Origin of the sequence: Actinomadura rubrobrunea NBRC 15275, assembly GCF_001552235.1 — a bacterium.
GTDB classification, from domain to species: domain Bacteria; phylum Actinomycetota; class Actinomycetes; order Streptosporangiales; family Streptosporangiaceae; genus Spirillospora; species Spirillospora viridilutea.
The window spans coordinates 23312-49213 of sequence record NZ_BCQU01000003.1; the positions used below are offsets into that span (position 1 = coordinate 23312).

14 protein-coding genes are annotated in these 25902 nt (G+C 73.7%); 9 read left to right on the forward strand and 5 right to left on the reverse strand.

What is annotated here, in order from left to right:
• Positions 1-353 precede the first annotated feature (353 nt).
• Together eccCa and AR3_RS01510 are read left to right on the forward strand one after the other, a co-directional pair.
• A complete protein-coding gene (eccCa, locus tag AR3_RS01505) occupies positions 354-4484 on the forward strand; it encodes a type VII secretion protein EccCa (protein ID WP_083950829.1) in 4131 nt (1376 codons plus the stop codon).
• 327 nt (positions 4485-4811) lie between these two features.
• Positions 4812-5198, forward strand: a complete 387-nt coding sequence (locus AR3_RS01510) for a YchJ family protein (RefSeq protein ID WP_067907314.1) — start codon at positions 4812-4814, stop codon at positions 5196-5198.
• On the opposite strand, the gene AR3_RS01515 is transcribed toward AR3_RS01510, so the two are convergent.
• Complete coding sequence (locus tag AR3_RS01515; protein ID WP_227023297.1) at positions 5195-6406, reverse strand: cytochrome P450; 1212 nt, start codon at positions 6404-6406, stop codon at positions 5195-5197. The two genes, AR3_RS01510 and AR3_RS01515, sit on opposite strands and share 4 nt — an antisense overlap.
• A gap of 178 nt (positions 6407-6584) precedes the next feature.
• On the opposite strand from AR3_RS01515, the gene AR3_RS01520 reads away from it, so the two are divergent.
• Positions 6585-7400, forward strand: a complete 816-nt coding sequence (locus AR3_RS01520) for an SAM-dependent methyltransferase (RefSeq protein ID WP_067907171.1) — start codon at positions 6585-6587, stop codon at positions 7398-7400.
• 14 nt (positions 7401-7414) lie between these two features.
• Here AR3_RS01520 and AR3_RS01525 read toward each other — a convergent pair whose 3' ends face one another.
• Entirely contained in the window at positions 7415-8848 is a 1434-nt protein-coding gene (locus AR3_RS01525; protein ID WP_067907173.1) for a xylulokinase, read from the reverse strand.
• 903 nt (positions 8849-9751) lie between these two features.
• On the opposite strand from AR3_RS01525, the gene AR3_RS01535 reads away from it, so the two are divergent.
• Both AR3_RS01535 and AR3_RS31625 read left to right on the forward strand, forming a co-directional pair.
• Complete coding sequence (locus AR3_RS01535; protein WP_169803770.1) at positions 9752-13636, forward strand: nSTAND1 domain-containing NTPase; 3885 nt, start codon at positions 9752-9754, stop codon at positions 13634-13636.
• On the forward strand, positions 13591-14151 hold the full coding sequence (locus AR3_RS31625) for a phospholipase domain-containing protein (RefSeq protein ID WP_227023298.1): 561 nt from the start codon (positions 13591-13593) through the stop codon (positions 14149-14151). The genes AR3_RS01535 and AR3_RS31625 overlap by 46 nt, the downstream gene beginning before the upstream one ends.
• Positions 14152-15260: 1109 nt before the next feature.
• Here the strand turns inward: AR3_RS31625 and AR3_RS01545 are convergent.
• A complete protein-coding gene (locus AR3_RS01545; RefSeq protein WP_146150346.1) occupies positions 15261-16592 on the reverse strand; it encodes a helix-turn-helix domain-containing protein in 1332 nt (443 codons plus the stop codon).
• A 202-nt stretch (positions 16593-16794) separates the two neighbouring features.
• On the opposite strand from AR3_RS01545, the gene AR3_RS01550 reads away from it, so the two are divergent.
• Entirely contained in the window at positions 16795-17088 is a 294-nt protein-coding gene (locus AR3_RS01550) for a hypothetical protein (RefSeq protein ID WP_067907184.1), read from the forward strand.
• A gap of 759 nt (positions 17089-17847) precedes the next feature.
• Here the strand turns inward: AR3_RS01550 and AR3_RS01560 are convergent.
• Positions 17848-19014 carry an acyltransferase family protein gene (locus AR3_RS01560; RefSeq protein ID WP_067907188.1) on the reverse strand — a complete coding sequence of 389 codons (1167 nt, stop codon included), beginning with the start codon at positions 19012-19014 and terminating at the stop codon, positions 17848-17850.
• A 425-nt stretch (positions 19015-19439) separates the two neighbouring features.
• Between AR3_RS01560 and AR3_RS01565 the strand changes: the two genes are divergently transcribed.
• Both AR3_RS01565 and AR3_RS01570 read left to right on the forward strand, forming a co-directional pair.
• Positions 19440-20189, forward strand: coding sequence for a hypothetical protein (locus AR3_RS01565; protein WP_067907190.1), 750 nt, complete (start codon positions 19440-19442; stop codon positions 20187-20189).
• A 154-nt stretch (positions 20190-20343) separates the two neighbouring features.
• Positions 20344-21312, forward strand: coding sequence for an alpha/beta hydrolase family protein (locus AR3_RS01570; protein ID WP_390097707.1), 969 nt, complete (start codon positions 20344-20346; stop codon positions 21310-21312).
• A gap of 84 nt (positions 21313-21396) precedes the next feature.
• On the opposite strand, the gene AR3_RS01575 is transcribed toward AR3_RS01570, so the two are convergent.
• A complete protein-coding gene (locus tag AR3_RS01575) occupies positions 21397-22605 on the reverse strand; it encodes a PucR family transcriptional regulator (protein ID WP_067907192.1) in 1209 nt (402 codons plus the stop codon).
• A gap of 314 nt (positions 22606-22919) precedes the next feature.
• On the opposite strand from AR3_RS01575, the gene AR3_RS01580 reads away from it, so the two are divergent.
• On the forward strand, positions 22920-25640 hold the full coding sequence (locus tag AR3_RS01580; RefSeq protein ID WP_067907193.1) for an AAA family ATPase: 2721 nt from the start codon (positions 22920-22922) through the stop codon (positions 25638-25640).
• Positions 25641-25902: the final 262 nt, after the last annotated feature.

The following is a 25902-nucleotide window of genomic DNA, read 5'->3' on the forward strand; positions in this document are numbered from 1 at the left end:
TTCGTCATGTCGGGCTGCTGCCCGAAGCCGCGCTTCTTCTTAGATGTCAGAGACTCGGCGTAGCTGATCGGGTTCGCCCTGGCTCACAGCCGCGAGTGCGAGCCAGGGCTTGCCAAGTGTTCCGAGCGCCTTGTCGGTGCCGCTGCCGTGAGGACGCATCCCTCCTTTGTGGGACGGGCACTCCTGGCCGACCCAGGACAGCGTTCCAGCCGCACGAGATGGCGGGTCTGCCGGCCGCTGGCCGGGTCCGCTGCGGCCGGGGTCGCGGGGACGGTGCCCGGGGAGGGTGGGCGCAATACTCTCGTGCCGTGACAGCTCGAGTCTGATCGGGTCAAGGCTGGCGAGGAGGCATCGTGACGGTCCGGATCGTCCATCGGCCCGCGCGGACCGTGCATCCGCTGCCGCCGCAGGAGACGAGGCAGGTGGAGGCGCCGCCGACGCTCCCCGAGGCGGGCGGACTGGGCGGGCAGGTGTTCGCGATCCTGCCGATCGTCGGGATGACGGCGTCGCTGACGGTGATGACCGTCCTGCGCAATCCGGCGTTCATCGCGCTCGGGGCCGTCATGCTCGTCGTCGCCGTGCTGGTGGGGGCGGCCTTGCTGCTGTCGCGGCGGGGACAGGTGTCGCGGCAGCGGCGCAGCCAGCGGGAACGGTACCTGGAGTACTTGGAGGAGCTGCGCGACGAGCTGGGCCGGGCGGAGCGCGAGGCGCGGACGCGCGCGCGGCTGCTGGATCCGCCGCCTGAGGCGTTGTACGACATCGTCCGGGATCCGGCGCGGCTGTGGGAGCGGCGCCGGCGGGATCCGGACTTCCTGCGGGTGCGCGTGGGCACCGGGACGATGCCGGGCCCGAAGCTGGAGCTGGGCGAGCGCGGCACGGCGCTGGCGCCGAGCGATCCGTTCATGCTGGCCGAGGCGCGGGGGGCGATCCGGCGGTTCAGCTCTGCCCCGGACATGCCGCTGACGGTGCCGCTCGACATGGCGGGCAACGTCAGCGTCATCGGGCGCAGGGAGGACGTGCTGGCGGTGATGCGGGCGCTGCTGGCCCAGCTCGCCGCCTTCCACGCCCCGGAGGACGTCGCGATCGGCGTCGCCGCCGGCGAGGACCGGATCGGCGACTGGGACTGGGTGAAGTGGCTGCCGCACGTCCTCGATCCGAACAGGAGGGACGGCGGGGCGCCGCTGCGTCTCGTCGCGTCGAGTCCGGGCAGGTTGAGCGCGCTGCTGGCGGACGAGCTCAAAGAGCGGACCGACTTCGCCACCGAGGTGCGGCGCGGGCTCGGGAAGCGGGACGCCTACCGGCTGTTGCGGCGGCTGGTGGTGGTGCACGACCTGTACGGGGGCGTGGCCGCGGATCTGGTGCGTCCGGACGAGACGATCGGGCCGGCGGGGCTGGCGGCGACAGTGATCCATCTGGTGGCGGATCGCACCCAGGAGCCGGGGGACGTGGGCGTCCGCATCACCGTGGACGGCACGCGGGTGCGGGTGGAGGATCTGCGGGCGGCGACCCCGGTGGCCTTCGAAGGGACCTTGGACCAGGTGCCCGCCCCGACGCTGCTGGGGCTGGCGCGGATGCTGGCGCCGTTGCGGCTGTCGCGGGAGTCGGTGGAGGAGTCCGCCGAGCAGGGCGGGACGCTCGACGTCACCCGGCTGCTGGGGGTGGACGAGCCCGAGCGGCTGGACCTGCGGAAGATGTGGGCGCCGCGCAGCGAGCGGGCGTTCCTGCGGGTGCCCATCGGCGTCGACGACGCGGGACAGCCGGTCGTCTTGGACCTCAAGGAGGCCGCGCAGCTCGGTATGGGGCCGCACGGCCTGTGCGTGGGCGCGACCGGGTCGGGCAAAAGCGAGCTGCTGCGCACGCTGGTGCTGTCGCTGGCGCTGTCGCATCCGCCCGACCAGGTGTCGATGGTGCTGGTGGACTACAAGGGCGGCGCGACGTTCGCCCCGTTCGAGAAGCTGCCGCACGTGGCGGGCGTCATCACCAACCTGGAGGACGACGCCGGGCTGATCGAACGCGCGTACGCCAGCCTGTCGGGCGAGGTGCAGCGCAGGCAGCAGGTGCTGCGGGACGCGGGCAACATCGCCAACATCGGCGACTACAACTACCAGCGCGTCCACCACCGGCCCGAGCTGCCGCCGCTGCCGCACCTGCTGGTCATCATCGACGAGTTCGGGGAGCTGCTCACCGCGCGTCCCGACTTCATCGAGCTGTTCCTGTCGATCGGGCGGATCGGGCGCAGCATCGGCGTGCACCTGCTGCTGTCCAGTCAGCGCATCGAGGGCGGCAAGCTGCGCGGCCTGGACACGTACCTGTCGTACCGGATCGGGTTGCGCACGTTCTCTGAGGAGGAGTCCCGCACGGTCCTGGACACCCCGGACGCCTTCCACCTGCCCGCGCTGCCGGGCTTCGGCTACCTCAAGGTGGACACCAGCCTGTACCAGCGGTTCAAAGGCGGGTACGTGTCCGGACCGTACCGAGGGCCCGTGGTGGAGGAGCCCAAGGAGGCGGGGCCGGCGCCCGTGCGTCCCTACACCGCCTACAACACGGCCGTCGATCAACGGGTGGACGTCGTCGAGGAGGAGGGGCGGCTGCCGGAGCGGACGGCCGGGCCCACGCTGCTCGACGTGCTGGTCGAGCAGCTCACCGGCGAACGCGTCCAGACGATCTGGCTGCCGCCGCTGCCCGCCGCCCTCACGCTGGACGCCGTCGTCGGACGGGTGGGCGTCACCGGCGAGGGCATGCGGGCGTCCGCGCAGGTGGCGCCGCTGCGGGTCCCCATCGGGGTGCTGGACGATCCGCGCCGGCAGTGGCAGGGACGCTGGGACCTCGACCTGACGGCGGCGGGCGGCCACATCGCGATCATCGGTGGGCCGCAGACGGGGAAGACGACGCTGCTGCGCACGCTGGTGCTGTCGCTGGCGCTCACCCACTCCCCCGCCCAGGTGTCGGTGTACGGGGTCGACCTGGTGGGCGGCGGGCTGCAGGCGCTGGCGGGGCTGCCGAACGTGGGCGGCGTCGCCGGGCGCGCCGACCGGGAGCGGATCCGTCGCACCGTCGAGGAGGTGCGCGGGATGCTCGACCACCGCCAGGAGGTCTTCCGGCTGCACGGCATCGACTCGGTGGCCGGGCTGCGGCGGCTGCACGCGGAGGGGAAGGTGCCGGAGCTGCCGTGCGCGGACGTGCTGCTGGTCATCGACGGGTTCGGTGCGCTGCGGGACGACTTCGAGGAGATCGACGAGCTGGTCTCCGACCTGCTGCAGCGCGGCAGCGGGTACGGCATCCACGTCGTCGCCGGGATGCTGCGCTGGAACGACGTGCGCATCGCCATGCAGTCGAACTTCGGGCAGCGCGTGGAGCTGCGGCTGAACGACCCGACGGACTCGGCCGTCGACCGCAAGCTCGCCGAGACGATCTCCGCGGACCTGCCCGGGCGGGCGCTCACCGACGCCAAGCTGTTCGGGCACGTCGCGCTGCCCCGATTCGACGGCGTGCCCGACACCGAGGACCTCGGCGGGGTCGTGGAGGCCGCGGCGCGGGCGATCCGCGCGTCCTGGACCGGCCCCACCGCGCCGCCGGTGCGGGTCCTGCCCCACCGGCTGCCGGCCGCGGCGCTGCCCGGTCCCGGCCGGATGCCGGACGCGGTGCCGATCGGGGTGGACGAGCGCGCGCTGGAGCCGGTCGCGCTCGATCTGTTCGACCAGGACCAGAACCTGCTGGTGCTCGGGGACGGGGGATGCGGCAAGACGAACCTGCTGCGGCTGGTCGCCGAGGGGCTGGTCGCCCGGTATTCGCCGGAGGAGGTCGTGTTCGCGGTCATGGATCCGCGGCGCGGCCTGCGCGAGGTGATCCCCGAGCCGTACGTGGGCGGGTACGCGGGGAGCGCGCGGCTGGCCGCGGGACTGGCCGCGGGCGTCGCGAAGGAGCTCGAGTCGCGGATGCCCGACTCGCCGGAGGATCGGTGGAGCGGCGGGCCGCGCGTGGTGGTGCTGGTCGACGACTATGACCTGCTCGCCACAGCCGGGCAGCAGCCGCTCGAGGCGTTCCTGCCGTTCGTGCCCAGCGGACGCGACATCGGGCTGCACCTCGTAATGTCGCGGCGGGTGGCCGGGGCGGCACGTGGGTTGTACGACCCGTTGCTGCTGGCGGTCCGCGAGACGGGTGCGGCGACGGTGCTGATGTCGGGCGACCGGTCCGAGGGGCAGCTGTTCCCGGGGCTCTATCCGTCTCAGCAGCCGCCGGGGCGAGGGCACTGGATCAGGCGGGGAGCCTCGCCGCAGCTGATTCAGACCGCCATCGTGGAGGGGGAGCCCGGTGGGGTGAGTGCCGCCCGGGTGGTTGAGCGCGGGCGCGATGCGGCCCCGGTGCGGGATGGGGGCGCCGCGGCGCCTTCTCCGCGGCCCATCGGGGGGAGGTCGGCGACCGTGGAGATACCACGTCCCGTGAGGCCCGCTGAGCAGCCCACACCAGAGCGCGAGCGCGGGTGACGCGGCCTGTCCGAGTTGGGGACGTCTGACGTGGGGTGCGAGGGAGGAGAGGCGCGCCTCGTCTGTTTCGGCCCTGGCTGCGGTTGAACGAAGAAACTCCTCCGAGGCGTCAGGCATGGAGCTGGCGGGGCAGCCGGGCAGCGTGGTGAACGGGCCCTCCACGGACGATTCGTAATGCCGTATTGCTGTCCAAATCGCGCGCCTTCACGGACGTGGCGGTGAGGGACTCGGTGTAGCCGCTCAAGTCCCAGCGGAGCATGGCCTCCTGGCGGTGATGTCGCATGGGGGAGGCGCGGCGTCGGCTTGGGGCGGCCGAGAATGGAGGGCATGGGGAAACGGCGGTTGTGTCCGTGCGGCACCGGGGTGCCCTACGGGGAGTGCTGCGGACGGCTGCATCGGGGGGAGGCCAAGGCCGAGACGGCCGAGCAGCTCATGCGGTCGCGGTACAGCGCCTTCGCCGTAGGGGACGTCGACTATCTGCTCGCCACCTGGCATCCCGCGACGCGGCCGTCGAGCCTGGACCTCGACCCCGGCCTGCGCTGGCAGCGGTTGGACATCGTGCGGGTCGCCGACGGCGGGCCGTCCGACCGCAGGGGCACGGTGGAGTTCCGCGCCCACTACGTGCAGGGACGGCACGCAGGCGAACTGCACGAGGTGAGCCGTTTCGTCCGGCAGGAGGACGCCTGGGTCTACGTCGAGGGCAAGGTGTTCTAGCGGCGTGCCGTGATGCGGGTGGGCAGGGACGCGAAGCCTCGGTCGTTGGAGGAGTGGACGCGCTTCATCGCGGCGGCGTCGATCTCGTAGTCGGCGATGACGTTCACGAGTTCCGTCAGGGCGATGCGCGCCTCCAGGCGGCCCAGGTTGGCGCCGAGGCAGTGGTGGCGGCCGCTGCCGAAGGCGAGCGACGCGCCGGTGTCGCGGTCGAGGTCGAAGCGGTCGGGGTCGGGGAACACCCGCGGGTCGCGGTTGGCGGACCCCACCAGCAGGAGGACGCGCCCGCCCGCCGGGATCGTCACGCCGTGCAGCTCGACGTCCTCGGTGGTGGTGCGGGCGAGGGCCTGCGTGGGCGGGTCCCAGCGCAGGGTCTCCTCGATCCAGTCCTCGACGCGTCCGGCGAAGGCGCGGGCGCGTTCGGCCGGGTGCTTCCAGGCGGCGTGCCAGGCGTTGCCGAGGAGCAGCATCGTGGTCTCGATGCCGGCGCCGACCAGCAGGATCAGCACTCCCACGATCTCCTCGGGGGTGAGCCGGTCGTCGCCCTCGGCGGCGTCCAGCAGCCCCGACAGCAGGTCGTCGCGGCGTTCGCGGGCGCGCTCCGCCGTCAGCTCGGTGTAGTACTGGACGAGCTCGCCGATCGCCTTCAGCGCCTCGGGGGGCAGGTCGGTGGCCTCCTCGTCCCGGTACATGATCGCCATGCCGAGCTCGCGGAGCCGGTCGCGGTCGGCCTCCGGGACGCCCACCAGCTCGGAGATCACGTCGGTGGGGAGGCGGCCGGCGAACTCCATGAGGTCGAAGGCGTCGCCGTCCAGCAGCGGCGCCAGGTGGGCGCGGGCGATCTCCCGTATGCGCGGTTCGAGGGCCTGCACGCGCCGCTGGGTGAAGGCGCGGGAGACCAGGCCGCGCATGCGGGTGTGCTTGGGCGGGTCCATGGCGACGAACGAGAAGAACTTCTCCGCGTCCGGGCCCCAGAACGCGGGTTCGATGCGCAGGCCGTTGACGCTGGAGAACCGGGTGGAGTCGCGCAGCGCCGCGAGGATGTCGGCGTGTCGGGACAGCGCCCAGAAGTCGTCCCGCTCGTTACGGTAGACCGGTGCCTCCTCGCGCAGGCGCGCGTAGACGGGGTACGGGTCCTCCTGAATGTCGAAGTCAAACGGGCTGTAGTAGAGGTCCATCGCCTTCGCGTCCTCCAGGTCGACACCGCGCAACCGATGTGATCATGTCTGGATTTGTCCTGACACGCCACCCATCTCGTCTATAAGTTTCATGTTCTGAATAAGTCGGGCACATTGGGAGTGGTCGGCGCCGAGGCAGAACCGAGACAGAACCGAGACAGAAGGGACGCCGCCCCCTGACGGCACGGACGGGGCGTGAAGCGAGGTCAGCGTGGACGACGAGCAGGCACCTCCGGGGATCGACCCGACCAAGGCGCACCCGAGCCGCCGGTACAACTACTGGCTCGGCGGCAAGGACAACTACGCCGTCGACCGGGAATCCGCGGAGACGGTCGCCTCCGCTTTCCCGACGGTCCGCCTGGCCGCCCAGGAGAACCGGCGGTTCCTCCGGCGCGCGGTGTCGTACCTGGCGGCCGAGCGCGGCGTCCGGCAGTTCCTGGACATCGGGACGGGCCTGCCGTCGGCCGGGAACGTCCACGAGGTCGCCCAGGAGATCGATCCGTCCTGCCGGGTCGTGTACGTGGACAACGACCCGATCGTGCTCGCCCACGCGCGGGCGCTGCTCACCAGCACGCCCGAGGGGGCCACCGCGTACCTGGACGCGGACCTGCGCGACCCCGAGAAGATCCTGACGCATCCCGACCTGCACGCCACGCTGGACCTGTCGCGGCCGGTGGCGCTGATGCTGGTCGCGATCATGCATTTTCTGACCGATGACGACGACCCGTACGGCGTCCTCGCCCGGCTGCTGGAGCCGCTCGCTCCGGGCAGCCACGTCGTGATCACGCACGCGACCGGCGACCACCTCACCCCCGAGCAGTACGCCGAGACCGTGGCGGCCAACGAACGCAGCGGGGTCCCGTTCCGGCTGCGTTCCAAGGAGGAGTTCACCCGGTTCTTCACCGGCCTTGAAGTGCTGCCGCCCGGCATCACCTCGATCGTCGAGTGGCGCCCCGAGGACCCGCCGGAGAAGCGCTCGTCCGTCGAGGACGTCTCCATGTACGGCGCCGTCGCCATCAAGCCCTGAACCAACGATTGGGCTTATTTGGCGGCGATGTGTTCGGCGTGGTCGCGGTAGCGGTGGTAGAGGGGCTCGTATTGCTTGGCGCGGTGCGTCGGGTGGACGACCGGGTCGGCGGTGACCGGGGGCGGCGGTACGGGCAGCCCTGCCGCTGATGCGGCGAGCATGGCCGCGCCTACGGCGGACGCGCTGCGCACCCCGATGGGGTGCAGCGGCATCCCCAGCACGTCGGCCAGCAGCGTGCGGAATGCGGGGGCGGCGATGCCGCCTCCGACGAGGCGTGCGTGCTCCAGCTTGGAGGCGGACGGCAGTGCTTCCAAGGCGTGACGGATCGCGAACGCCACGCCTTCGACGGCGGCTTGGGCCAGGGACGCGCGATCGCCCGCCAGGTCCAGGCCGAGCCATGCGCCGCGTGCGTGCGCGTTCAGCACGGGGGAGCGTTCACCGGTCAGGTACGGCACGAACGTCACCCCGTCCGCGCCGGGCGGGCGTTCCGCCGCCGCGTACAACTCGTCCCAGCCGAGGCCGAGCACGCGGCGCACCCAGTCCAGTGCGAGTCCCGCGTTCTGCACGGCCGCCATCGCGTACCAGCGAGCGCCCTCCGCGGCGGCCGAGCGGTACAGGTGCGTGCGGGGGTCCGGGGTGACGACGGGGTCGTGCACGGGCCGGACGATCTGCGCGCCCGTGCCGACGGAGATCTGCGGGTCGAGCGGGTCGGTCAGCCCGGTGGCCAGCAGCGCCGCGGCCGTGTCCGCGCAGCCGGTCGCCACGGGGACGCCCACGTCGACTCTCGGCAGACCGCGAGCCGAGACGACGCCGGCCCGTTCGCCGGACGGACGCACCGGAGGCAGCAGCCCGGGGTCCAGGCCGACGCCGCGGACGACGTCGTCGGCCCACCGGTCGCCGGGGACGTCCCACAGCAGCGTGGCCGAGGCGTCGGACGGGTCCGTGGCGACGTCGCCGGTGAGGCGGTGGCGCACCCAGTCCTTGGGCAGCAGCGCGATGTGCGCGCGCTCGTACGCGGCCGGTTCGTTCCGCCGGACCCAGAGCAGCAGCGGCCCGGTCATCCCGGGTGAAAGCGGGTTCGCCAGTTTGTGGAGGAGTTCGTCCGGTAGCGCCTGCCACGCGGAGACCTCCGAGGTGGCGCGGGAGTCCGCCCACAGCAGCGCGGGCCGTATCGGCGAACCGTCCTCGTCGGCGAGCACCAGGCCGTGCATCTGCCCGTCGACGCCGATCCCGGCGACCTCCAGCCTGCCGGACGACAGCGCCTCCCCCAGCGCCGCGACGACCGCGTCCCACCAGTCGGCGGGGTGCGTCTCCGCCTGCCCAGGGGCGGGGCTGCGCACGGGATACTCGCGGGCCGCCTCGGCGTGGACCGTGCCGTCGAGCCCGAGCGCCACCACCTTGACGCCGCTGGTGCCGAGGTCGATGCCGACGAAGACGGGGACGGTCATGCTGCACTCTCCTTGACGCGGCGCTGTCGTCGGGCCAGCCGCTGGAGGCGGCCGGCCGGACGTCTCGGTTGCGCCCACCACATTGTCCGCATCGAGGGGTGCGATGAAACGACGCACAGGTTCCCCTCCGAGGGGAGGAGGGGAACCTGTGGTCAGGCGAGGAGGAGACCGCGAGTGGTTGCCGGCGTCAGCGTCGGAAGACGAAGGCCCGGCCCTCGTCCCCGTTCCACCAGCCGCTGCGCCGCCAGTTCGACCAGGGACCGGTGTTGCACTGCCGCACCCTCACGCGAGGGCGCATGGTCCGCGGGCGGTCGTAGCCGATGAAGCCCACGCCCACGGCGCACCTGCCGTCGTTCCGGAGGTTCCTGACGCGTAGGTGAATGCTGGTCTGCCGCGCGCGTGTCCATTTGCCGGCGTGCCGGGCGCGCGGCAGGGTGCGGTGGCATACGTAGTACTGCAGGAGAGCGCGGCCGTCCCTGGAGCGTTGCGTCCCGCGGTGCCGGCAGTGTCGCCGGTGGTCGGGGCGCGCGCTGTCCACGGCGGTGGACGCGGCGGTCGTGGTCGCTCTCGTGGTCGACGCCGTGGTCGATACCGTGGTCGACGCCGTGGTCGACGCCGTGGTCGCGGCCGTGGCGGAGGCCGCGGTCGGGACGGTCGGCGGGGCGAGGGCCACCAGTCCGGCGCCCACGACCGCACCGGCCGCGATGAGGGCGAACTTCGGCTTTTGCATACCTGTTCTTCCCCTTTCGAAGGATTTCGTCGATGACCGGGCGTATTTTGTGCGACGCCCGGGCCTGACATGTCCGGTTCTAGCCGCCGAATGTTGTCCTGTGTCGGTGAGTGGACACCGGACAACAGCCCACGGACAATGGGCGCAGCGAAGTCCGACCAAATGGGGTGGCGATGCCTCGTCCTGAACGTCCGCTGAACGGCGACGATGTGGTGACGCGTTTCGCCGCCGACCTGCGTCGGCTGCGGGCGAAAGCGGGCAGTCCGACCTATCGCGAGCTGGCGCGGCGGGCGCATTACTCGGCGTCGACGCTGGCAGACGCCGCGTCCGGACGAAAATTGCCCAGTTTGTCGGTGACGCTGGCATATGTCCGAGCTTGCGAGGGAGACGTCGCCGAATGGGAGGAGCGCTGGCGCCGTGCCGCGGTGGAAACCGCGGCCGCCGCGGATTCCGTGAATTCCGATGGGGGCGCCGCCGACGGAGCAGACGATTCCGCGCCTTCGGAACGACAACGCGTCCCTTATGTGGGTCTGGCTGCATTTCAGCCTGAAGATTGCCAATGGTTCTTCGGGCGGGAACGGCTCACCGACGATCTCGTCCGGCGGGTCCGCGCGGGGCGATTCCTCGCCGTGTTCGGGGCCTCGGGCGCCGGGAAATCGTCGGTGCTGCGGGCCGGGCTGCTGGCCTGTCTCCGCGAGGAGACGGCCGTGGAGGGGGCCGAGTGGCCCACCGTGCTGCTCACCCCGGGCCCCCATCCGCTGGACGAGTGCGCCGCCCGCCTGGCCGCCGTCGGCGGCGGCTCGGCCGCCGCGCTGCGCAAGGAGCTGGCCGAGGACGAGCGCGCGGTGCACCTGGCGGTGCTGCAGGCGCTGGCCGGGCGGCCCGCGGACGTCGACCTGCTGCTGGTGGTGGACCAGTTCGAAGAGGTCTTCACGCTGTGCGCCGACGGTGCCGAGCGCGCCCGGTTCATCGCCGCCCTGCTCGCCGCCGTCCGGGCCCCCAACAGCCGCACCCGCGTCGTGCTGGGCGTGCGCGCCGACTTCTACGCCCGCTGCACCCAGCACCCGGACCTGGTCGAGGCGATGCGGGACGCGCAGGTGCCGGTCGGCCCGATGACGACCGACGAGCTGCGCCGGGCGATCACCCAGCCCGCCGTCCGGTCCGGGTGCATCGTCGAGGGCGCGCTGCTGGCCCGGGTGATCGCCGACGCGGGCGGCCGGGCCAACGCGCTGCCCCTGGTGTCCCACGCGCTGCGCGAGACCTGGCGGCGCCGCCGCGGCACCACCCTCACCCTGGCCGGGTACGAGGCCGCGGGCGGCATCCGGCACGCCCTGGCCCGCACCGCCGAGGCCGTGTACGCGGAGCTGACCGCCGAGCAGCGGCGCCTCGCCCGCGGCGTCTTCCTGCGCCTGGTCGCGCTCGGGGACGGCACCGGCGACACCAAGCGGCGCGTCCACCGCGACGAGTTCGGCACCGGCCGTCCCGACGTCGACCGGGTGCTGGACGCGCTGGCCCGCGCCCGGCTGATCACCCTGGACACCGACACCGTCGAGATCACGCACGAGGCGCTGCTGGACGCCTGGCCGCGGCTGCGCCGCTGGCTCGACGAGGACCGCGCCGACCTGCTCACCCACCAGCGGCTGGCGGAGGCCGCCCTCGCCTGGGACCGCGAGCAGCGCGACCCCGGGCTGCTGTACCGGGGCAGCCGCCTGGCCGCCGCCGCCGAATGGGCCGAGCGGCACCGCGACGACGTGCTGCTCGGCGACCTCCTGCGGGACTTCCTCGCCGCGTCGGCCCGGCACGAACGGCGCGCCGCCCGCCTGCGCCGCGCCGCGGTCGCCGCGCTGGCGGCGCTCGCGCTGACCGCCTCGGTGACCGCCGTGGTCGCCTTCCAGCAGAGTTCGGCGGCGAAGACCGAACGCGACCGGGCCATGGCCGAGCGGATCATGAGCGTGGCCGACAGCGTCGCGCACACCGACCCCTCGCTCGCCGCCCGGCTCGCCCTGACCGCGTACCGGATGCGGCCCACCGGGCAGGCGCGCATCGACCTGCTCGACACGCAGAACATCGCCCTGTCCCGAGCGCTCACCGGGCACACCCAGGCGGTGCACGCGGTCGCCTACAGCCCGAACGGCCGCACCCTCGCCACCGGCGGCGCCGACGGCACCGTCCGCCTGTGGAACGTGTCCGACCCGACGCGTCCCCGCCCCGCCGGGCCGCCGATCGCCGGGCACGCGGGCGAAATCCACGCGCTGCGGTTCTCCCCGGACGGCCGCACCCTGGCCGGTGCGGGCCAGGACCGGACGGTGCGCTTGTGGGACGTGTCCGACCCCGCCCGCCCGAAGGCCCTCGGGCGGCCGCTCACCGGTCACACCGGCCGAGTGCTGTCGGTGTCGTTCGGCGGTGACGGCGCCACGCTCGTCACGTCCGGCGACGACCGCACGGTGCGGCTGTGGGACGTGTCCGACCCCGCCGCCGCCCGCCCTCTCGGCGAGCCGCTCAAGAAGCAGGACGACGCGGTCGAGTCCGCGGCGGTCAGCCGCGACGGCCGCACGGTCGCCGCCGCGGGCCGCGACGGCGCGATCCGGCTGTGGAACGTCACCGACCGGGAGCATCCCGCCCCGTGGCGGCGGCCGCTCACCGTCCCCGGCGGCGCGGTGCACGCGGTCGCGCTCTCCCCCGACGGGCGGACGCTCGCCGGCGTCGGCGACGACCGCACGGTGCGGCTGTGGGACGTGTCCGACCCCGCGGACGCCGAACCCCTCGGCAAGCCGCTCACCGGCCACACCGACACGATCCTCGCCGCCGCGTTCAGCCCCGACGGGCGGACCCTCGTCACCGGCGGCGCCGACCACACCCTCCGCCTCTGGGACGTGTCCGATCCGTCCCGTCCGACGCGGCTCGGGCCGCCCCTGGCGGGCCACACCGGGTTCGTCACCGGCGCCGTGTTCAGCCCCGACGGACACTGGCTGGCCAGCGCGGGCACCGACCGCACCGTGCGGCTGTGGAACCTGCCCCGGACCGCCCTCACCGGCCACACCGACACGGTCAACGCGGTGGCCTACGCGCGCGACGGCCGCACGCTCGCCACCGCCGCCGACGACCGCACCGTGCGGCTGTGGGACGTCCGCGACCCCGGCAGCCCCCGCCCCTGGGGACCGCCGCTCACCGCGCACACCGATCCCGTCATCCGGGCGGTGTTCAGCCCTGACAGCCGGACGCTCGCCACCTCCTCCCGCGACCGCACCGTCCGGCTGTGGGACGTCCGCGACCCGGCCCGCCCGCGCCCGCTGGCGTCGATCCCCATCGAGGACGCCGAAGCGGCCGGCGCGCTGGCGTTCCATCCGGCCGGGCGCGTCCTGGTGACCGGAGCGGCCCGCCGCACCCTCCAACTGTGGGACGTGTCCGACCCGGCGCGCCCCACCCGGCTGGGGGAGCCGCTCACCGGGCACACCGCCGAACTGCACTGGGCCGTGTTCCGACCCGACGGCCGCGTCCTCGCCGTCGGCGGCGCCGACGACAAGGTGCGGTTGTGGAACGTCCGCGACCCGGCGCACCCGCGCGCCCTGCCGCCGATCGCGACCGGCGACAACAGCGGCCTCCTCTGGGGCGCCTTCGACTCCGCCGGCGACGTCCTGGCCGTGGCCGGCGCCGGTCAGGCCGTCCAGTTGTGGAAGGTGCGCGATCCGGCGCGTCCCACGGCGTTCCGGCGGCCGTTGACCGGACACGGGCTGCCGGTGCGATGGGTCGGGTTCCGCCCGGGCGAGGAGGGCTTGGCCAGCGCGGGCGATGACGGCACGGTGCGGCTGTGGCGGGTGACCAAGCGCGCCCGCGCGTTCCCGGCGGGCAAACCGCTGACCGCGGGCCACACCGGCGCGTTGCGCAGCGCCGCCTACAGCCCCGACGGACGCACGCTGGCCAGCGCCGGGGAGGACCGCGTCGTCCGTCTGACGCCCACTGATGTCGACCGGGCGGCGCGCCGCATCTGCGCGACCACCGAGGGGTCCTCGTCGTGGGGGCGGGCGCGGCGCTTCAATCTGGCCCGTCCCTGCGACTGACCCCGCGGTCCCCATCGGCCAGCGTTCGCGGCCCGGACATCGGGCCGTCGCATCCCCGTCCGTCCGGTGTCATCGCGGCGCTGGAGAAAGCACGGTACAAGGGTGAGTTCGCGCGGCCCCGCCACTTCGACGTGGCGCGCGCCGAACACGCCGAGATCCCGGTCAACGGCGGCGCCTACGACCTGATCCTCATCGGGCCGAACGGGTTCCGCCGCGAGTTCGCCGGGACGGTCCGCGACACCGCCGAGGTGTCGTCGGCCCTCGCGCCCGGCCTGCGCGACCTGCGGATCACCCTGCGCAACACCGGCCGCACGCCCCTGCGGTTCCGGCTGGCGTCGCTCGCCTACGGCCACCGGCGCCGCGAGGTCACCGTCCCGCCGCGGCAGAGCCGCACCGTCAACTGGCACACCCGCCACGGCTGGTACGACGTCGAGATCAAGGTCGCCGGGCACCCGTCGTTCCGCCGGCGGCTGATGGGCCACATCGAGAACGGTCGGCCGAGCGTCTCCGGCTGAACGGGAAAGAGGCGGGGCCGCCCCCTCCTCGGTCCCGCCTCTTCCCTCTCGACATCTTCCTGCACGCGTCGCCGCCTTCTCGTCGTCGTCGGCGCCGGTGGCAGGGCGCGGTGTGTGACGTCGGCGACTCCGCCGGCTCGCGTCGGCCGGTGGAGCCCTGACGCGCGACGCCGCCCCGAGACGGGGAGGGCCGCGCACCTGTTTCGACGTCAGGTGATGTCGGTCGGGTTGCGTGTACCGCGGAATCCGAGCCGACATCCCGGGGAGGCCCAGCCTGTTCTCAGCGCTCACCGGACCGCCCCGTCTGCCGCGTCGCCGACGTCGAACCGCAGGGGACGACGCGGCGGACGTATGCCTGCTGGAAACGGCCGCCGCCCTCGATGACGCGGACGCCCGGACAACGGCTCCGACCGGCCGGCGGTTCCCCAAGCGCGAGGCGTGGGTGTGGACGCGGCGTTGCGCTCCGGCTCGGCTTGGCGACCGGCTCTGCGGGGCGCGCCGGGCGGCCTGCGGGTCGGACGGTCGTGCCTTCGGTCGTCCGGTGTCGGCGCGACGTCGCGCTCCGGGGCGGCCTGGCGATCGGCCCTGCGGGGCGCATCGGTTGGCCTTCCCGTCGGGTGGTCGTGCTTTCGATTGCCCGGAGTGGGCACGGCGTTGCGCTGCGGGTCGGCCCGGCGTCCGGCCGACTCTGCGGTGTGCGTCGGTTGTTCGCGGCCTGTGCGTGGGGCGGTCGTGCCTTCGGTTGTCCGGAGTGGGCGCGGCGTTGCGCCTCGGGTCGGCGTGGTGCTCAGCCCTGCGGGGCGTGTCGGTTGTTCGCGGCCCGCAGGTCGGGTGGTGGCGCCTTCGGTTGTCCGGTGTCGGCGCGACGTTGGGAAGCACGCGCGTGCATGCCCAGCCGCCGACGCCGGGTCCTTCAAGGACGGCGTGGTGGCGGACGCCGGTGCGGTATCCCGTTCTGAGTCGGTGTTCGGGCTGTGCTGCGTGGCGTTGGCGGGAGCTTGTGTGTGCATGGCGTTCTGCCGTCGCAGGTTCCTCGGGGACGGCGGGTACTGGCTGGCGGGTGTGTAGCGGGGGCCGGTGTGCCGAGGTGTGGGTGCCTGCGGCGGACGCTAAGCGAGCGCCTTGCGCGAGTCGTGTGAGGCGACCAGCTCGCGGAACTCGGTGACCGCCGTCTCGGCGTGCCGCCCTGGGGGTACGGCGCTCAGCACGTGGTCGACCAGGGTGGTGACCATGATGCTGCTCTGCTCGGGCGGAAGAGCCGCGTAGGCGTTGCCGGCGTGGCGGACCCCCTCGGTGACGTCGCCGGTGCGGACGTGGCCGACGGCTTCGAGCAGTTCGACCTGGGTCCGGTAGCGCGGGCAGTCCAGAGGGTGGACGGCGCGCAGGCGGCCGATGGCGCGGTCGAGTCCGTCGCGATCGCCGAGCTGGCCGTACACCCACGCCTCGGTGTAGCGCAGGCGATCTTCCGGCCATCCCTGGTTGACGGACAGCTGCTTGCTGTCGGTGATCGACGGGGGGAGCGCCTCGAAAATTGCATTGCAAGTTTGAATTTCCGCGCGGGTCTGGCGGTCGGCGCCTTCGAGGGAAAGCAGTTGTGCGCGCGCCGCACGGACGCCGAGCAGCCCGCGGTACAGGGTGTTCGACGACTGTTCGATGATCCTGTCGGCTTCGTGGAGCAGATGTACCGTCGGGCGTCCCTCGTAAAGGCCGTGGATCAGCCGCTCCTTGCTTATCCACAGGTAGAGGTCCTTGTCTCCGGAGGTCTTGGCCGCGCTCAGCGCGGTGAACCACCATTCGCGGGCCGCGCGCGGCTGGCTGAGATTGGACAGCGTCTTGGCCATCATCAACGACAGGCCGCCGGCGACCCGGCACCACGAGGGGTAGGCGGGGCTTTTCTCCTTCTTGCTGCGGGCGGTGATCACCTGGACGGTGGCCAGGTCAGCGGCCAGGTCGAGCATCAGCCGCTGCGGTGAGGCGAACCGGTAGGTATGGCCGTAATCGGCGACCGTCTGCTCCCATTCGTCCAGGTGGCTCTCCTCATTGCGCCCGACGGCGCGGTCGACGCCGGACCGGATGGGCTGGAGTGCCTCGAGACCCACGGCCGCCGGGACGCCGAGTGCGACGAGCGCCTGCAGGAGTGTGCGTCGTTCCATCTCTTCGTCGTCCTCGTCTTGATTGCGGGGATATATGTCCTTTTCGGGCGCTTCGTCCACGGTATCCGCGTGGTTTTGGGTCTCGCGTATCTTCGAGGCCAGATCTTTGAGCTCCCCGCCGGCGTCGAGCGCCTTGTCGAGCAGTTCGGCCAATTCCGCCGAGGGCGGATGCAGATCGCGGGACACCTTCGACAGGTATCCGTGGTCGTAGTGGACGGCTGCCGCGAGCCTGCGCAGTGACAGATCGCGCTCGGCCATGAGAGCCAGCATCTTCTCGCCGAACTTCATGATCGCCTCCACCTCGTCGGCGGTGCACGTCCGGTGCATGGTGCACGGCGGCGGATGCACCGGGGATGCACCATGCAACGTCTTCTCAAAGTAACGCTGCGGAGGCTTTTATGTGCGGAGAGCGACGAAAAGCGGCCCTGAGCTGCGTAAGCGGCACGCGCCCAGGGCCTAGGGGATCAACCTGCAAGGGAGGCCGACCCCCATGGCACCCGATGGTACGGCCGCGTGCGACCGGCTCGCCGCGCTGCACACGCATCTGTTGGCGCGAGGGCTGACGGCCAAGCTGACACCCCAGGGGCTGCGCATCTCGAATCCGCAGGTCAGCGGATGTTGCGACAGGGCGGCGGCGGATCTGGTCACATGTCGGCCACGTCCCGAGGACGGCGGCGCGCTGTGGTTCTACACCAGCTGGCAGGAGCCGATCGGCCCCGCCGACGACATCATCGACGCGAGCGTGTTCATCATCGGCTACCTCAACCGGCGGGCCGAGCGGTGACCGCCGCCGTGGCCGAGTGGCGGCTCGCCGAGCTGCGCGCCGCGTTCCCCGAAGCGCTCATCTGGTATGGCTCGTACACCGGCAGTCTGTGGGCGTACGTCCGCGAACGGACGGGCGCGGCGCGGTTGGTCGAGGCCGCCACGCCCGAGGAGATGGCGCACCTGCTGTACACGGCACGCCTGTGGGGGACGTTACGGCAGTCAGTGGCGGCCGGCCCCGAGGTCCCGAAGTCGGGGCAGGACGGGGCCTGGTCGTCCATGCCGGACGCGTGTCGGGTGCAGGGAGATGGAGTGCAGAGGCCGTCGGCGCTCGCCGGGCGGCGACCGCCGACGCGGAATCAGCGGGGGCCGTCCATGCAGGGCGGGCCGGCGGCGTCCGGGCCGAGCGGTCGGCGACCGCCTGAGCCGGGGGCGTCGTCCAGGTGGAGAACGACCGCGTCGCACAGCGTCGCCAGGCCGGTTGCCGCGGCGCCCGGCGGGCGCAGAGCTGTCCGGAGGCGCCGGGGCGCATGGCTGCGGCGGCTGCTGGGCGGACCGGACGCGGCGCAGGCGCGGTGAGCGTCGCTCCGGTCCGCCCGGTCGGCGCCCTGTCGCCTCCGCGGGCCGTCACCCGCCCGCCGGGTCGGCGTCCGAGCGGCGGGGCGCGGTGCTGCGGCGGGTGAGGGGGCGCGGTGGAGGCGCGGTGCCGCGTGGTCGGCTCCGCGGGGCGTCACCGCCCAGCTGCCGGGCCGTGGACGAGCGGCGGGCGGGGCGGACGCGGTCAGGCGGCCGGGCGGCGGGACAGGCGGCGGGCGAGGCGCTGCATCGGGCGTTCGACGGCGCGGTAGGTGAACGCCGCCGCGGCGACGACGCAGGCGATCGCGGCGACGGCCCAGCCCAGGCGTTCGGCGAGGGCCATGTCGTCCGGGTCCCCCGTCAGCCGCCACACCACCTGCAGGACCGGCGTGTGCAGCAGGTAGAGCGAGTAGCTGATCAGACCCAGCCAGGCCAGGACCCTCGGCATGCCGCGGTGGCGCAGGGACCAGCCGAGCAGGAACGTCAGCCACGCCGCCGTCACCGCGATCGGCCAGTCCCAGGACGCGTCGGCCGTCGTGAACGCGGCCCACGCGCCGGCCGCGACGGTGAGCGCGGGGACCAGCGCGACCAGCGCCGACGCGGGACGGCGGGAGACCTGGCCGCGTTCGATCCGGTACAGGGCGGTGCCCGCGAACATCGTCGCCAGGATCGCCAGGCTCTCCATCCCGCCGACCCGGCTGTTGACGGTCAGCAGCGCGAGCGCGAGGACCGCCGGGACGACCGCCCCGTACAGGCGGATCCTCCCCGTGCCGAACATCATCGCGAGCAGCCCGGCCGCCAGGACGGCGGCGGTCACCGCGACCGACCCCATCTGCCAGCGGAACGCGATCAGCCAGACCGGCAGCGCGGCGCCCACCGCCGCGGCGGCCGCCGCGAACAGCGCCGCCGCCGGTGCGCTCGCCCGATGCGCCCCGGCCGCGAACATCGCCGCGACCAGCAGGTAGAACACCATCTCGTACGACAGCGTCCAGAACACGTTGACGACGCTCGGGACGCCCAGCACGTCCTGCAGCATCGTGGCGTGCGCGAGCGCGCCCATCCACGGCCGGTCGGTGAGCGGGGAGGGCAGCGGCCACGCCACCCCGGTCGCCGCCAGCGCCACGCCGAGCAGCGCCGCCACCGCGAACAGCGGATACAGGCGCAGCAGGCGGCCGATCCAAAAGGCGCGCAGGTCGCCCCGGCGTTCCAGCGACGCGGGCACGATGTAGCCGCTGACCAGGAAGAACACGAACACGCCGTACCGGCCGAAGTTGAACCACGGGCTCGCGTTCCGGCGGACCTCGGGGAACAGCACGTCCAGCGAGTGCTCGAAGACCACCACCAGCGCCGCCAAGCCGCGCAGGGCGTCCAACCAGGCGAGGCGCCGTCCACTGGGCGGTACGTGTTCGGCCGGTTGCGGACGGGAACGGGCTCTGGGCGCCGTGGCAGACGCGAACGCGGACACGAGCATCACAGCCACGCTAGGTGCGGACTCTCCAATGAGACTGATGATTTCCTGAACGTTTCCTGAATAACAAGAGCCCAGTGGGACGAGGCCGGCGCGGCGCCGCGTGAAGACCGAGGTCGGGACCGCCGCCGCCCGGCGCCCGCGCCGCCATGGCCGGTCGCGGCCACCGCGTCGCACCGGCCGACGCCGTTCGGGGATCGTGAGGCCGACGTTCCGGACGAGAGGTGAGCGTGCATCGAGAAGCCTTGGGTGGTGAGTCTGCGGTTGCGCTGGTCGTCGGGCGGTCGCGGGCGCCGGGGCTTCGCATGGAGGCGGCGCATCCGCGGCGCATGCTGCTCCGGCAGGGGCGGGACGTGGTGCTGCTCGGCATGGTGGACCGAGACCACTACGGCGTGAGCGTCTACTGTACGGGACGCTATGCCTCGCCTTTGCCGCCCCTGCGCGCGGCCGAGGCGCGCGCACGACGGAACTGGGTGCACCGCTACGCGTCCTGGTTGGACGCCGCCGACAACGGCCCCTTGCACGAGGGGCGGTGGGTGCTGCGTCCGTGCAACGTTCCGCTGAGCTTGCTCGTCGCACCCGTTGTCGGGTCGACGGTGTACATCGACTGGGACGGCAACGGGTGGGGCGGGGTGCTGCCGTTGCGTCCGCTTTCGCCTCCTGACGCCGGGCGTGTGAAGGCTTACCGCAAGCAGGTACGCGAAGGGGTGCTGCCGCCCGTCCTCGTGTGGGCCGTCAGCGGCTTGGACGGGCATGTGGTGCTGGACGGCCACGACCGTCTGGCGGCCGCGCTCGCCGAGGAGGTCGCCCCTCCGATGCTGGTGCTGACGCGCGGGATGGACGCCGCCGAGCAACGCAGCGTTCTGGAATCCACGGAAGCCCACGTGACGGGTGTCATCGACAACCTGCGGAGGCGAGAGCACCACCCCGGGGTGCAGCGGCAGATCGACGCGCTCGTCCAACGGCACGCGCAGGCGGCCGCACTTCTCCCTTACGACGCCAAGCGGACGCGGGCGTGGCCCCTGCCGGGCGGGGCCGCCGCGTGGGACGCCGAGGCGGCCGCCCTCGGGTGGCGATGAAACCTCCAGGTAGAAGCCAGGGCGCCGACGAGACAGGCGATTTCGCCGATGCCTGTTCGCCTGGCTGATTGCACGCTCTGCACGTCGATATCCGTGTGAACCGCGTCACGGTTCCCCGTGCCGCGGCTCCTCCCCGAAGGAGTGCATCGACGTGCTGTCCCGGAACACCCCATCTGACAGCGCCCCGCCCATCAGATCCGGGCTCTCGACCGCTCCCCGCCGCCGCGCCCTGCGGGCCGTCGCGACGACGGCCCTGGCGCTCACCCTGACCGCCGGCACCGGCGTGCTCGCCGCCCCCGCCGCCGGCGCCGCCCCCGCAGCCCCGGCCGCTGCGGCTGCCGCGGCGGTCAGCCCGTACCAGCACGGGCCCGACCCGACCGAGGACCTCATCGAGGCGCCGCGCGGCCCGTACGCGACGGCCCAGATCAGCGTGTCCAGGCTGAGCGTCACCGGCTTCGGCGGCGGCGTCATCTACTACCCGACCACCACCAGCGAAGGCAGGTTCGGCGCCATCGCCATCTCGCCGGGCTTCACCGCCACGTGGTCCAGCCTGGACTGGCTCGGCCCGCGCCTGGCCTCGCACGGGTTCGTGGTGTTCGGCATCGAGACCAACACCCTGCTCGACCAGCCCGACAGCCGCGGCGCCCAGCTGCTGGCCGCGCTGGACTACCTGACCCAGCGCAGCTCGGTCCGCGACCGGGTGGACGCGTCCCGGCTGGCCGTGGCGGGCCACTCCATGGGCGGCGGCGGCACGCTGGAGGCCGCCAAGAGCCGTCCCTCCCTCAAGGCCGCCATCCCGATCGCGCCGTGGAACCTCGACAAGACCTGGCCCGAGGTCCGCACCCCCACCCTGATCATCGGCGGCCAGCTCGACACGATCGCACCGGTCGCCACCCACTCCATCCCCTTCTACCTGTCGCTGAGCAACGCGCCGGAGAAGGGCTACCTGGAGCTGCTCGGCGCCAGCCACTTCTTCCCGCAGACGTCCAACACCACCATGGCCAAGTACATGATCAGCTGGATGAAGCGGTTCATCGACGACGACACCCGCTACAGCCAGTTCCTGTGCCCGGCCCCGAACGACTTCACGCTCTCCGACTCGCGCGTCACCTGCCCCGTCTGATCGGGTGACCCGGCGCCCGGCGGCGACCGCCTCCCCTCGGCGGCCGCCGCCGGGCCGTTTCGCGTCCGGAACAAGGCCGCGCGATCACTGGCGGTCGTCGGTCAGCCGGTGCGCGCTCAGCGCCAGGACGACCTCCACCAGGTCGCGGGGACGGCTGAGGAGGCGGCCGGTGAGCTTCTCGATGCGGCGCAGCCGGTTCAGCACCGTGTTGTGGTGGCAGTACAGGCGGGACGCGGCGCGGGCGGCCGAGCCGTCGCACTCCAGCCAGGCGGTCAGCGTGGACAGCAGCACCTCGCGCGTCGCCGCGTCCAGCCGGGCCAGCGGGCCGAGCACCTGGGCGTGCAGCCGGTCGGCGAGCGCGGGCTGGGACGCCAGCAGCGCGTCCGGCAGCCGCCGGTCGATGCGCGCGACGTCCGGCTCGGGCGGGCGGCAGGTGCGCAGCGCCAGCTCGGCCATCCAGCGGGCCGCGCCGAGGTCGGCCAGCCCGTCGACGACGGCACTGACGCCCGCGTACGCGCGCACGTGCGGACGCAGCGCGTCGACCAGGTCGTCCAGGTCGGCCTCGCCGAGGTCGACCACCGCCACCTGGACGTCGGCGCGCACCCGCCAGATGAACCGCATGCCCCCGGCCGCGACCGAGTCGGCGGGACGCCCGGTGGCCCGTTCCAGCGGCTCGTCCTGGCGCAGCATGACCACGGCGTAGCGGCCGGACGGCGCCAGGCCGAGCACGGAGCAGGCCGTGGCGACCAGGCCGCCGTCGCCGCGTCCCTCCAGCAGCGCGTCCACGACGGCGTTCACGCGCTCCTCGCTGCGGCGCAGCAGGTCGTACTCGGTGCGGTGGTACGCGGCGGCCGCCGTGCTGGACTGCTGGTCGATCGTCTGCCAGGTGCGCGTGGCCTGCCGGACGAGCGCGGGCACCTGCGCGGGGTCGTCCTCGGTCACCGCCTCGACCAGCGCGTCCCAGAACACGCACCCCGCCAGGCGGTAGGAGCGCAGCAGCCGGTCCAGCGGCAGGCCCTGCTCGGCGCGGCGCCGGCCGAGCTCCTCGGCCCACTCCAGATCGGCGCGGCCCCGGCCGGGGTCGAGGATCGCCGCGAACCCGTGGTCGAGGCCGGTGTGGCAGACCTCCCACAGGTCCTCGCGGGGACCGCTGGGGCGGTCGCCGCCCTCGCCGCTGAGGATCTCCCCGACGAGCCGTCCGGCGAGCTCGGGCAGCCGGTCCCGCAGCCGCGCCACGGCCCGGCGGACGATCGCCCGGTCGGCGCCGTCGGCCGCCGTTGTGAGCGTCGCCATGCAAGCCTCCTCGGACACCACCGCGCGCGCCGCCGGCGCGCTCCGGTGGGGGAGGTGCGGGGGCGCGAGCAGGGGAGCGGGGCCATGGTCGCATCCGGCGCGGACCGTGGCCAGACCCGGCCCGGCGGGATTGTGAGCGATCACAACGGCGGACGGCCCGCGTTGCGTCCCCTCCCCGTAATAGAACGGCGCTCTAGACCTGTTCGGGGGTCGCGTGTTGCTGTGGGCTCGTCACCCCCCTCGCGCCGGGCCACGGGCCGAGCCACTGGACCGCGAGCCGCATCGCACGAGCGGCATCCGGCTGGAGGTGCGACATGACCCTCGGAACCACCCCGGAGGAGACCGCCCTCTACGGGCGGGACCGGGAACTGGCGGCCCTGCGCGGGCTGCTCGACCGGGCCCGCACCGGACAGGGCGGCGCGCTGGCGGTCGTCGGCCCGCCCGGCATCGGCCGGACGAGCCTGCTGGACGCGGCCGCCGCCCAGGCCCCGCCCCGGTTCCGCACGCTCGGCGCCCGCGGCATCCCGCAGGAGGCCGCCGTCCCGTACGCGGGGCTGCACCGGCTGCTGCGCCCGCTGGCCGACCCGGCCCGGCGGTCCCCCGCCGGGCGCCGCGACGCCCTCGCGCCGCTCCTCGGCCACGGCGGCGCCGTCACCGCCCCGCGGTTCACGCTGTTCACCGCCGTGTACGAGCTGCTCGCCGAGGCGGCCGCCGCCCGGCCGCTGCTGTGCGTGGTGGACGACGCGCACCTGCTCGACGCGGTGTCCCTGGACGCGCTGACGTACGCGGCGCGGCGCGTCCGCGGCGACCGGATCGCCATGGTGTTCGCGGTCTGCGGCGACGAGGGCCCCGCCGACGTGCCGCGGCTCGTCCTGCCTCCGCTGGACGACGCCGCCGCCCTGCGCCTGCTGGACCGGCTCACCCGGGGGCTGATCCGGGAAGACCTCGCCGAAGAGCTCGTGGAGCTGGCCGCCGGGCGTCCCCTGGCGCTGGTCGAACTGGCCGAGGCGCTCACCCCCGAACAGCTCGCGGGCACCGCCGCACCGCCCCGCGCGCTCCCCGCGCGCAGCCGCCTGCGCGCCCTCTACCGGCAGCGCTACCTCACCCTGCCGACAGGGGCGCGGCGGCTCGTGCTGCTCGCCGCGGCCGACGACCGCCTCGACCTGGACGCCCTCGCCCGCGCCGCCGACCTCGCCGACCTGGACGCCGCCCGCGCCTCCGGGCTGCTGCGCGTGGACGGCGACGCCGTCGCCATGCCCCCGCTCGCCCGGTCGTCGGTGTACGCCGACGCCTCGCCCCTCGAACGGCGCTGGGCGCACGCGCGGCTCGCCGACGTCCTCGACCGGGAAGAGCAGCGGGCCCGTCGCGCCCGCCACCGCGCCGCCGCGGTGGAGCACCCGGACGACGCCCTCGCCGACGAACTCGCCGAGGCCGCCTCCCGCGTCCGCGGCGACCGGCTCGACGCCTCCCGCACCTGGCAGCGCGCCGCCGAACTCACCACCGACCTCGACCTGAAGGCCGACCGGTACGTGCGCGCCGCCGCCGACGCGTGGCGGGCCGGACGGCCCCGGCGGGCCCGCGCCATGCTCCGTCCCGTCCTGCCGTGCGCCGACGCCCCCGAACGGCTCGGCCGCGTCAGGCTGCTCCAAGGCGAGATCGAGCTGTACGACGGGTCGCCCGCGATCGCCGCCGGAATCCTGCGCGAGGCCGCCGACCACCTCGCCGAGACCGACCATGCCGCGGCCGCCACCACGTTGATGAAGGCCGCGCACGCCGCCGAATCCGGCGGCGACCTGCACTCCTTCGTCGCCGTCGCCGACCATGCCGCCGCCGCGAGCCTGGACGGGCCGGTCGCCGAACTGGCGTCCGCGCACCTCACCGGCCTGGCGGCGGCCTTCCGCGGACGGCACGGCACCGCGTCCCGGCACCTGGCCACCGCACTGGACCTGGCCGACAAGGTCGACGACGGCACGGCCCTCATGTACGCCACCTACGCCGCCATTGTGTGCGGCGACGAGCGACGCGCCCACGAACTGGCCGCACGCGCGGTGGCGCGCGTGCGATGCGGCGGGGACCCCGTCCAGGAGCCGCAGGCGCTGGCGATGCTCGCCCACACCGAGCTGTTCCTGGGCCGCTACACGGCGGCGACCGCCATCGCCCAGGAAGGACTGCACCTCGCCCGCGCCGCCGGGCAACGCAACGTCGCCGCCGACCACCTCGCCACGATCGCGCTCGTCACCGCGTTCCGCGGGGACCGCGCCGCCACGCTGCGCCACCTGGACGGGCTGACCGAAACCGTCGGCCGGCACGGGCTCGCCCGCCCCGCCGCGTACGGGTCATGGGCCTTGGCCTGCCTGGACCTGGCCGACGACCGTCCCGGCGACGCCCTTGCCCGGCTCCGGCTGCTCACCGGCACCGACTCCGCCCACCCCGCCGTCGCCGTCATGGCGACCGCCCACCTAGTGGAAGCCGCCGTCCGGTGCGGGCGTCCGGACGAGGCGCGCCGCGTCTGCGAACCGTACGACCGGTGGGCGCACGGCACCGGCAGCCCCGGCCTGCGCGCGCTCGCCCTGCGCTGCCGCGCCCTGCTCGCCGACGACGAGGACACCGCGACCCGGCATTTCGAGGAGGCGCTGCGGCTGCACGGCCACTGCGACGCGACGTTCGAACTGGCCCGCACCGAACTCCTCTACGGGCACCGGCTCCGCCGCGACCGCCGCCCCCGCGAGGCCCGCGGCCACCTGCGCGCGGCCATGCAGATCTTCGACGCCTACGACGCCGAGACGTGGGCCGAGCGCGCGCGGGCCGAGCTGCGCGCGGCGGGCGAGGCGGTGGACGGCGGCGGCACCGTGGACCTGGACCGGCTCACCGCCCAGCAGCTCCAGATCGCCCGCCTCGTCGCCGCGGGCGCCACCAACCGCGAGATCGCCGCCCGGCTCACCCTCAGCCCGCGCACCGTCGACCACCACCTGCGCAACGTCTTCACCCGCCTCGGCATCCGCTCGCGCGTGGAACTGGCCCGGCTGCTCACCTGAAGTCGTCGGCGTGGTCGCGGGCCCACTGGGCGAACGTGCGCGTGGATCGTTTGCGCCGGGCGACCGTGGCAGCGTGGCCGCTGGCCGTCTGACCGGGCTGAGGCAACAGCGTCGAGTGCCTGAGCGGACGGCCGGTGTGTTGCGCGGCTGCGGTGCGAAGGCGTCGAGGCTGCGGGCGGGGCAGAGAACCGGGCAGGCTCAACATGGTTCGCCGCGCGCTGGATGGTCGTAACGGTGCCCCGGGGACGCCGACGGACGGTCC

Coding starts and splice junctions, on each gene's coding strand:
- AR3_RS01510 (WP_067907314.1), top strand. CDS start 4,812: ATGGGGAAACGGCGGTTGTGTCCGTGCGGCACCGGGGTGCCCTACGGG.
- AR3_RS01550 (WP_067907184.1), top strand. CDS start 16,795: ATGGCACCCGATGGTACGGCCGCGTGCGACCGGCTCGCCGCGCTGCAC.
- AR3_RS01580 (WP_067907193.1), top strand. CDS start 22,920: ATGACCCTCGGAACCACCCCGGAGGAGACCGCCCTCTACGGGCGGGAC.
- AR3_RS01545 (WP_146150346.1), bottom strand. CDS start 16,592: ATGAAGTTCGGCGAGAAGATGCTGGCTCTCATGGCCGAGCGCGATCTG.
- AR3_RS01525 (WP_067907173.1), bottom strand. CDS start 8,848: ATGACCGTCCCCGTCTTCGTCGGCATCGACCTCGGCACCAGCGGCGTC.
- AR3_RS01565 (WP_067907190.1), top strand. CDS start 19,440: ATGCTGCTCCGGCAGGGGCGGGACGTGGTGCTGCTCGGCATGGTGGAC.
- AR3_RS01575 (WP_067907192.1), bottom strand. CDS start 22,605: ATGGCGACGCTCACAACGGCGGCCGACGGCGCCGACCGGGCGATCGTC.
- AR3_RS01535 (WP_169803770.1), top strand. CDS start 9,752: ATGCCTCGTCCTGAACGTCCGCTGAACGGCGACGATGTGGTGACGCGT.